Source organism: Streptomyces lanatus (genome assembly GCF_014655715.1).
GTDB classification, from domain to species: Bacteria; Actinomycetota; Actinomycetes; order Streptomycetales; family Streptomycetaceae; genus Streptomyces; species Streptomyces lanatus.
In genome coordinates, this window is the sequence record NZ_BNBM01000003.1 from 107,228 (window position 1) to 115,884 (window position 8,657).

Genomic DNA, 8,657 nt, shown 5'->3' on the forward strand with positions numbered 1-8,657 from the left:
TCCAAGGATCACTCACCTTTTCCACATCGTTATGGTGGCCGACTCGCAATCCCTTCACTGCTCACGTAAGTTCAGACCAAGGCAATTCGCGTACGCAAAGCTGCGCGGCGGCACCGCGCAGTGGAGGGGGCTGCGCGGTGCTGTGCCTTCTGCGCCTGACGTCAAGGCGGCGTTCGCGGTCGGGGTCACCCGGGCGGGGGACGCACGGACAAGTCATCAGTCAGCGCTCAAGAGCCGCCAAACCCTCCGCATCCGGCCGCATCCCACCCGTTTCCCCTGGGATTCCGCACCGAACCGGCCACGATTCCGCCACGAAGAGGCCCTCCCGCGGCCACCGCCGCGTCGCCGAACGATTCCGGAGAGTAGTTGTGGCACGCCGATGCGCGCAGCATCCCTCACGAAGGGTTATGGTGGAAGCCCCCCCTCGGGCCGGTCCGTCTCCCCCCCACGGACCGGCCCGTTTTTCATGCCCGGAGCAGGGGCATGTCTGAGTGCCGGGTGCAGCAGCGCCCTTTTTAGGGGCGCGGGGAACTGCGCGACCAGCCATGAACCACCCGCAGCCGCCAACGAACCCCAGACACCCCCCACTCATGGCGCCCACACCCACCCCTCCGCACCCAGTACCACGCCCCAAGCCCCGCAGGGGTACGCTTCGCCGATAGGGGACCGTCGTACGGAGGGGCTGACGAACACGTGAACCTGCGCGACAAGCTGCGCAACCTGCTGGTCAGGCTGTACGCACGCCGGGTGGAGGGTCACCTGGACCACGCTCAGGTGCCCAAGCACATCGGCGTCATCATGGACGGCAACCGGCGCTGGGCGAAGGCCTCGGGTTCCACCACCGTGCACGGTCACCGGGCGGGCGCCGAGAAGATCGAGGAATTCCTCGGCTGGTGCTCCGAGACCGATGTCGAGGTCGTCACCCTCTGGCTGCTGTCGACCGACAACTTCGACCGGCCGCAGGACGAACTCGTCCCGCTCCTCGGCATCATCGAGGACGTCGTGGGCACCCTCGCCGCGGACGGCCGCTGGCGGGTGCACCATGTCGGCACCCCGGATCTGCTGCCCTCTCAGATGCAGACCGTGCTGAAGGAAGCCGAGGAGTCCACGGCGCACATCGACGGGATACTGGTCAACGTCGCCATCGGCTACGGCGGACGCCAGGAGATCGCCGACGCCGTGCGCTCGATGATCGTCGACGCCCATGACAAGGGCACCGCGATGGAGGACCTCGCCGAGTCCGTCAGCGTCGAGTTGATCGGCCGCCATCTCTACACCGGCGACCAGCCCGACCCCGACCTCGTGATCCGCACCAGCGGCGAGCAGCGGCTGTCCGGATTCATGCTGTGGCAGACGGCCCACTCCGAGTACTACTTCTGCGAGGTCTTCTGGCCGGCCTTCCGTAAGGTCGACTTCCTGCGCGCGCTGCGCGACTACGCGGCACGGCACCGGCGCTACGGCGGCTGAGCCACTCACGACGCTCCGATCGCCGTATTCCGGCGCTCCGAACGTCGTATTCCGGTGAGGTGAAATCAACCCTCTCCGGGACAGAAGTAACAAGGAGTTCACCAGCGCGCCGTCATATGCGCTGGCATGGCACCGCATGTTCGAGGGCATAAGGCAAGCAGGTCGACACCCGAACCACGGGTGTCGTATCTCAGCGGGCGGCGCCGGAGCCGTCCGCCCGGGAGGCCCTTTGCACCAGCCCGACCGTGCGGTCACGGCACGGAGAGGACGTGGGGGGCCGGTTTTCGGCCCGTGCAGGGCGGCCGACGACCGGTCCAGCTCCACTCCGTCGCTCCCCGACCTCATCCGAGGGGGTACGTCCTTCCGTGGTGACCAGCACAAAGCGCCACAAGCCCGACCGGCGCACCTACGTTCTCGACACCAGCGTCCTGCTGGCCGACCCGAACGCCCTGAACCGCTTCGACGAGCACGAGGTCGTGCTCCCCATCGTCGTGGTGACGGAACTGGAGGCCAAGCGGCACCATCCCGAACTCGGCTATTTCGCCCGGCAGGCGCTGCGTCTGCTCGACGAATTCCGGGTGCGGCATGGCCGTCTCGATGCCCCCATTCCGATCGGGGATCTCGGCGGGACCGTCCGTGTCGAGCTCAACCACTCGGACCCCAGCGTGCTGCCCAGCGGCTACCGCCTGGGGGACAACGACTCCCGCATCCTCGCGGTCGCCCGCAATCTCCAGGCCGAGGGATTCGACGTCACCGTCGTCTCGAAGGACCTGCCGCTCAGGATCAAGGCCTCGTCCGTCGGTCTCCTCGCCGAGGAGTACCGCGCCGAGCTCGCCATCACGGACTCCTCCGGCTGGACCGGAATGTCCGAACTGACCCTGCCGGGCGAACAGGTGGACATCCTCTTCGAGGAAGGCCACATCCACGTCCCCGAAGCGGTCGACATGCCCGTGCACACCGGGCTGACGATCCACTCCGAGCGCGGCAAGGCGCTGGGCCGGATCACGCCCGAGGGCAACGTCCGCCTGGTGCGCGGCGATCGGGAGGCCTTCGGTATCAAGGGGCGCAGCGCCGAGCAGCGCATCGCTCTCGACCTCCTGCTCGATCCGGACGTCGGGATCGTGTCGATGGGCGGCCGGGCCGGCACCGGCAAGTCGGCGCTGGCGCTGTGCGCGGGTCTGGAGGCGGTCCTGGAGCGCCGTCAGCACCAGAAGGTGATGGTCTTCCGGCCGCTGTACGCGGTGGGCGGCCAGGAACTCGGCTATCTGCCCGGCAGCGAGGCCGAGAAGATGAGCCCCTGGGCGCAGGCCGTCTTCGACACACTCTCCGCGGTCACCAGCCGCGAGGTCATCGAAGAGGTCACCGCGCGCGGGATGCTGGAGGTCCTCCCTCTCACTCACATCCGCGGGCGCTCGCTGCACGACGCCTTTGTGATCGTGGACGAGGCACAGTCGCTGGAAAGGAATGTGCTGCTGACCGTTCTGTCCCGAATTGGTGCTAACTCGCGGGTGGTTCTCACTCACGACGTGGCTCAGCGGGACAATCTGCGGGTCGGGCGCTACGACGGTGTCGTCGCCGTCGTGGAGAAGCTGAAGGGGCACCCGCTCTTCGCCCATGTCACGCTGACGCGGTCCGAGAGGTCCCAGATCGCGGCCCTTGTGACCGAAATGCTGGAGGACGGGCAGATCTGACCCAAGTGCTCAACTTGCGGTAGCTACTCGTTGGTTGGCGCCGTTCGGAAAGGCCGAGAGCCTATCCGGGCGGCGCCTCGGCGTGTGCGGCTTTCCGTAAAACCCCAGGGACAAACAAGGTGTGAGCTTTCACACGCAACACAGAATTGCCTTGCGGCGTCCGGGTGCGGCAGAGTCTCACTCCTGTCAGGCCCCGCATACGACACACCTGTACCCCCAGCGGTACGGAACCACAGCAGCACCACCATCAACTGCATAGTGACGTCGTATGCCGCCCGAGTCTTCACGCGGCGCTCCCTCACGGGAGTTGCCCACCGGGTCCGCGCCTCCCGTGACCCCGCAGTTGGGAGGCCAGAGCCAGGGGCACGATTGCGTCCGCCAGGGTCACCGAAGCGGGCGATGCTGGAAGGAAACCGTGTGAGTCCGATTTCGGTCAGGGGATTCGCAGTGGCGTCGGCCACCGCGGTCACCGCTGTCGGAAGCGTCATGGGCGCTGCCGCGGGCAGCACCGCGCAGAACAACGACGCCGAGGCGACGGCTGCCGATTCGACGCTCCTCGCGGACATACCCGCGGGCCAGCAGGCCCAGGTGCAGACCGAGTCCCTGTCGGCGCAGGCGGATGTCCAGGCCATCGCCGCGGACGCGAGCGCCAAGAAGGACGCGGAGGAGGCGGCCCGCAAGGCTGCCGCCGAGAGCGCGATCGAGAAGAAGAAGGCCGCCGAGAAGGCGGAGCAGGCGGCGAAGGAAGCCAAGGAGCGCGAAGAGGCCGAGGAGAAGGCCTCCCGGTCCTCCTCCGCCGACTTCCCCGTGCAGAGCTCGTACAGCATCTCGCAGATCCAGGCGATGGCGCGCTCGATGGTGCCGGCCGACCAGTTCCAGTGCTTCAGCAACATCGTGGACCACGAGTCCGACTGGAACTACCAGGCCGTGAACCCGTCCTCCGGCGCCTATGGCCTCTTCCAGGCCCTGCCCGGCTCCAAGATGTCGTCCGTCGGCGCCGACTGGCAGACGAACCCGGCCACCCAGATCAAGTGGGGCCTCAACTACATGAACGACCGGTACGACAGCCCTTGCGGCGCCTGGTCCTTCTGGCAGGCCAACAGCTGGTACTAGGCCTTCCTTCTCAACCCTGCGTCGCCCCTCACCGTCCTTCGGTGAGGGGCTTTCGCGTTTCCTCGTGCGGTGCCCTGTACGGTCGGAATCGACGACTCCAGGGGGAGTGGTGCTCAGAGACGGGGGAAGAGGACGGATCATGTCGCGAGTGCCAGGGTGGCTCGGTCGGCTCGGAGCCGGTCTGACAGAGATGAGTGAGCGGTTGGACGAGCGCCGCGCCGCGGTCGAGGGGGAGGGCCGCGTGGCCGAGCCGTCCCCGGACGACGTTCCGCCGACCGTCGACCATGTGCCGCCGCCCCCCGACTACGCGCCCGCCGCCCCGCCGCCGCGCCCCGACCCCGCACAGGTCGTGCCCTGGGGTGTACGGGTCGCCGCGGAGGCCGGCTGGCGGCTGCTGGTGCTCGCCGGCACCGTCTGGGTGCTGATGCGGGTCATCAGCGCCGTCCAACTCGTCGTGTTCGCCTTCGTCATCGCGCTGCTCCTGACCGCGCTGATGCAGCCCTCGGTGGCCTGGCTGACCCGGCGGCGCGTGCCGCACGGGCTCGCCACCGCGCTGACCGCGATCCTCGGGTTCGTCGTCATCGGGCTGATGGGCTGGTTCGTGACCTGGCAGGTCATGGAAAACATCGACAACCTCTCCGACCAGGTCCAGGACGGCATCGACGAGCTGCGCAACTGGCTGCTCAACAGCCCGTTCCACGTCACCGACAAGCAGATCAACGAGATCGCCGAGAACCTGCGCGAGGCGATCGGCGCCAACACCGACGAGATCACCTCGGCCGGCCTCGAAGGCGTCACGGTCATCGTCGAGGCACTCACCGGCATCCTGCTCGCGGCCTTCTCGACGCTGTTCCTGCTCTACGACGGCAAGCGGATCTGGCGGTGGACGCTGAAGCTCGTGCCCGCCGCGGCCCGCCCGGGCGTCGCCGGCGCCGGCCCGCGCGCGTGGGCGACGCTCACTGCGTATGTACGGGGCACGGTGCTCGTCGCCCTCATCGACGCCGTGTTCATCGGCATCGGCATCTACTTCCTCGACGTACCGATGGCCGTTCCGCTGGCCGTCTTCATCTTCCTGTTCTCCTTCATCCCGCTCGTCGGCGCGGTGGCCTCCGGTGCCCTGGCCGTGGTCGTGGCGCTGGTGACACAGGGCATCTTCACCGCGGTCATGACCCTGGTGGTGGTGCTGGCGGTGCAGCAGATCGAGGGGCACATCCTGCAGCCGTTCATCCTCGGACGCGCGGTCCGTGTGCATCCGCTGGCCGTTGTGCTGTCGGTGGCGGCCGGGGGCATGGTCGCGGGGATCGGCGGCGCGGTGGTCGCCGTACCGCTGGTGGCGGTGTCGAACACGATCGTCGGGTATCTGAAGGCCTATTCGCAGGAGGCGGCGCTGCGGCAGGCGCCGGAGCCGAGGGGGGCGACGGCGGTGGAGGTGGCTCCTGTGCAACCGGCGGCGCCGGCCGACGCGAAGCCGTCCTAGGTGTGACAAAGGGCCCGTTCACCGTCGAGGTGAACGGGCCCTTCCGGCCGGCCTACTCGGAGAGCACGGCCTCCGCGTCGAGCGTGACGCCGATCGCCTGGATCACGGACGCGATCTTGAAGGCCTCCTGGACCGTCTCCCGGTCCACACCGGCCTTGCGCAGCACCTGCTCGTGCGAGTCGAGGCACATGCCGCAGCCGTTGATGGCGGACACCGCGAACGACCACAGCTCGAAGTCGGCCTTGTCGACGCCGGGGTTGCCGATGACGTTCATCCGCAGACCGGCGCGCAGGTTGCCGTACTCGTGGTCGGACAGCAGGTGCCGGGTCCGGTAGAAGACGTTGTTCATCGCCATCACGGCGGCGGCCGACTTGGCGGCCGTGTACGCCTCCGGCGAGAGGTTCGCCTTCGCCTCCGGCTCCAGCTCGCGCAGCACGATCGGGGAGCGTGCGGCGATCGCCGTGGCGAGCACCGTGCCCCACAGCTGCTGCGCCGGGAGGTCCGAATTGCCGATGACCGAGCCCAGGTTGAGCTTCAGGTCCTTGGCGTAGTCCGGTATGCGGGACTTGAGGGAGTCGAGGGACATGGGGGTCACTCTCCCGCGAGCAGCTTGACCGGGTCCAGGGTGTCCTCGCCCTTGCTCCAGTTGCACGGGCAGAGCTCGTCCGTCTGGAGGGCGTCCAGGACCCGCAGGACCTCCTTGGGGTTACGGCCGACGGAGCCGGCGGTCACCATGGAGAACTGGATCTCGTTGTTCTGGTCCACGATGAACACGGCGCGCTTGGCGAAGCCGTCCTCGCCCTCGATGCCGAGGTCGCGCATCAGCTCGTGCCTGGAGTCGGCCATCATCGGGAACGGCAGGTCGCGCAGGTCGTCGTGGTCCTTGCGCCAGGCGTGGTGCACGAACTCCGAGTCGCCGGAGAAGCCGAGCACCTGGGCGTCACGGTCGGCGAACTCCTCGTTCAGCTTGCCGAAGGCCGCGATCTCGGTGGGGCAGACGAAGGTGAAGTCCTTCGGCCAGGCGAAGACGATCTTCCACTGACCCTCGTAGGTCTTGTGGTTGATCGTCTCGAACTCCTTGCCCTTCTCCAGCGAGACGCAGGCGGTCAGTTCGAACTCGGGGAACTTGTCACCGACAGTGAGCACGTGCAGGCCCTTCAGGTGTTGCTTGGGTTGGACAGGTGTAACCCTTTCAGACACTCCTGTCGCAGGTGAAATCGATCAATGACGTGCAAGCGGCAGCGCCTTCCTTGTTCCGCGAGTCATCGGGATTCCGAGGCGGGATCTTGGCCGGTTGGCTCCGCGGGTGGCGCCGGACGGCCGTCCGATGGTGACCATGGGCATGTGGAACGCCGATGTGGTGCAGAAGGTTGCGGCGCAGCTGATGGCGTCGCCTGCGCACGCACGGCTGCGGACGATGTGCCACCTGCCACCCTGCTGTTCGCCCAGGTACGGCCGGTGGGGCGGGAGTACAACCTGTCAACTACCCGTCGCTAAAGCGGCGGGCTTGCATAGCGGGCGCTACTGGCTGTGGCGCTGCGCTTGCGTCCTGTCCCACGCCCGGGTTTGGAGGGTGGGTCTGGGGCGGTTGACTGCGCCCCGCGTCGCCACAACTCTTCCGCGCGGCGGCGGATGTTGCGGGAGCTATTGCGGTCTGCGTGATCAACGAATCCGCAGGACCGGCATGCGAACCAGGCCTGCGAGACCCGGTTCGCCCTGTCGATGTGGCCGCACTCGGCGCAGGTGCGCGAGGTGTACGCCGGATCGATGTACACGATCGGCACGCCTGCCTTGCGGGCCTTGTACGAGATGAATGCTCCGAGCTGGGCAAATGACCAGCTGGAGTGGGTGGCCCGTTGGGGCTTCCTCAGCCGTACCCTCTCGCGGATGCCCGTGAGGTCTTCCAAGGCGAGGCCGCGCGAGGTGCGTTCTGCCTCGGCCACCACATGTTTCGCGATCTTGTGGTTGATGTCCCTCACCCGCCGCGCCTCCTTGCGCCTGCGCTTCTTCAACCGGCGCTTGGCGGACGGGGTGTTCTTCTTCTGCAGCTTGGTGCGCAGTGTCCGTTCGCGCAGCCGCCCCCGGTTCAGGGCGCGACCGGCCATGATCTGGCCGTCCGACGTGGTGGCGATGTTCACGATGCCCAGATCAATGCCCAGGAACCCGGCCGGATCGGCATTCTGCTGGGCTTCGGGGATCTCGCAGGTGGCCTGCAGGAACCACATGCCGGCCCGAGCGATCAGGTCGGACTCGCCCTTGCGGTACAGGGCCAGGCGGGTCAGCTGCTCGGGGGAAGCGGTGAACGCCACGCCCTTCACTCGTCCGTCCAGGGTCCAGATGGAGATGGTCCGCTCCGGGATCTGCCAGGACAGCATCCGGTCGTCATAGGGCTGCGCACCTTCCGGACGGAAGGCGATCGGATTCTCGGTGGCCCTCCGGTAGCGTTTGGACCACGGCTTGCCCAGGTTCCCGGCCTTCAGGTTCGCCTTCAGCGTGGTGTACGCGTCACAGGTCTTCTTGATGACGTGCTGGGCGGCCTGCGCACCCAGCCCCCACTGCTGCTTGACCTCGCCGTAAGTGTGCTCACGCAGCGCGAAGTTCCGCTTCACGTCCTTGGCAAAAGCGACCTTGGATGCCCAGGACGCGGCCTCATTGCAGGCACGCAGCGTCGCTTCAAGTGCCGCCGCCTGCACGGGCGTAGGCAACAGCTTGACCTGCACCACCAGCTTCATGACATCCGACCCTACGAGCGCGGCCGTACAAACAGACGACTTCCGCACGCCTGTCCCACTTTTCAGTGATAGGTCGCTCGGGCATTCGACGCCCCCTCTATCGGACGCCATTCCTCCCGGGGTTGAAGCCCCTGGAGTTTCTCGCGAGACTTCGTTGCACGTGGCGGCGGTGGGGGG

At 67.4% G+C, this 8,657-nt stretch carries 7 protein-coding genes; 4 read left to right on the forward strand and 3 right to left on the reverse strand.

Translation table 11 applies throughout. The annotated features are described in order from the left end of the window. Positions 1-693 precede the first annotated feature (693 nt). The 4 genes from IE325_RS09530 (at position 694) to IE325_RS09545 (ending at position 5,748) form a co-directional block, all read left to right on the forward strand. The gene (locus IE325_RS09530) at positions 694-1,467 is read left to right on the forward strand and encodes an isoprenyl transferase (protein ID WP_190069344.1); all 774 of its coding nucleotides are present in this window, start codon (positions 694-696) and stop codon (positions 1,465-1,467) included. Between the two features lie 365 nt (positions 1,468-1,832). After that, the gene (phoH2, locus tag IE325_RS09535; RefSeq protein ID WP_190069345.1) at positions 1,833-3,158 is read left to right on the forward strand and encodes an RNA 5'-3' helicase PhoH2; all 1,326 of its coding nucleotides are present in this window, start codon (positions 1,833-1,835) and stop codon (positions 3,156-3,158) included. Between the two features lie 417 nt (positions 3,159-3,575). Next, positions 3,576-4,271, forward strand: coding sequence for an aggregation-promoting factor C-terminal-like domain-containing protein (locus IE325_RS09540; protein WP_229911735.1), 696 nt, complete (start codon positions 3,576-3,578; stop codon positions 4,269-4,271). 139 nt (positions 4,272-4,410) lie between these two features. Next, the gene (locus IE325_RS09545) at positions 4,411-5,748 is read left to right on the forward strand and encodes an AI-2E family transporter (RefSeq protein ID WP_190069347.1); all 1,338 of its coding nucleotides are present in this window, start codon (positions 4,411-4,413) and stop codon (positions 5,746-5,748) included. Positions 5,749-5,800: 52 nt separating this feature from the next. Here IE325_RS09545 and IE325_RS09550 read toward each other — a convergent pair whose 3' ends face one another. The 3 genes from IE325_RS09550 to IE325_RS09560 all read right to left on the reverse strand — a co-directional run bounded on the left by IE325_RS09550 (position 5,801) and on the right by IE325_RS09560 (position 8,480). Then, a complete protein-coding gene (locus tag IE325_RS09550; RefSeq protein WP_190069348.1) occupies positions 5,801-6,334 on the reverse strand; it encodes an alkyl hydroperoxide reductase in 534 nt (177 codons plus the stop codon). 5 nt (positions 6,335-6,339) lie between these two features. Continuing rightward, positions 6,340-6,894 (reverse strand): peroxiredoxin, encoded by a 555-nt coding sequence (locus IE325_RS09555; protein ID WP_190069349.1) that lies wholly within the window; start codon positions 6,892-6,894, stop codon positions 6,340-6,342. 347 nt (positions 6,895-7,241) lie between these two features. Continuing rightward, positions 7,242-8,480 carry an RNA-guided endonuclease InsQ/TnpB family protein gene (locus IE325_RS09560; RefSeq protein WP_190069350.1) on the reverse strand — a complete coding sequence of 413 codons (1,239 nt, stop codon included), beginning with the start codon at positions 8,478-8,480 and terminating at the stop codon, positions 7,242-7,244. Between the last annotated feature and the right edge of the window lie 177 nt (positions 8,481-8,657).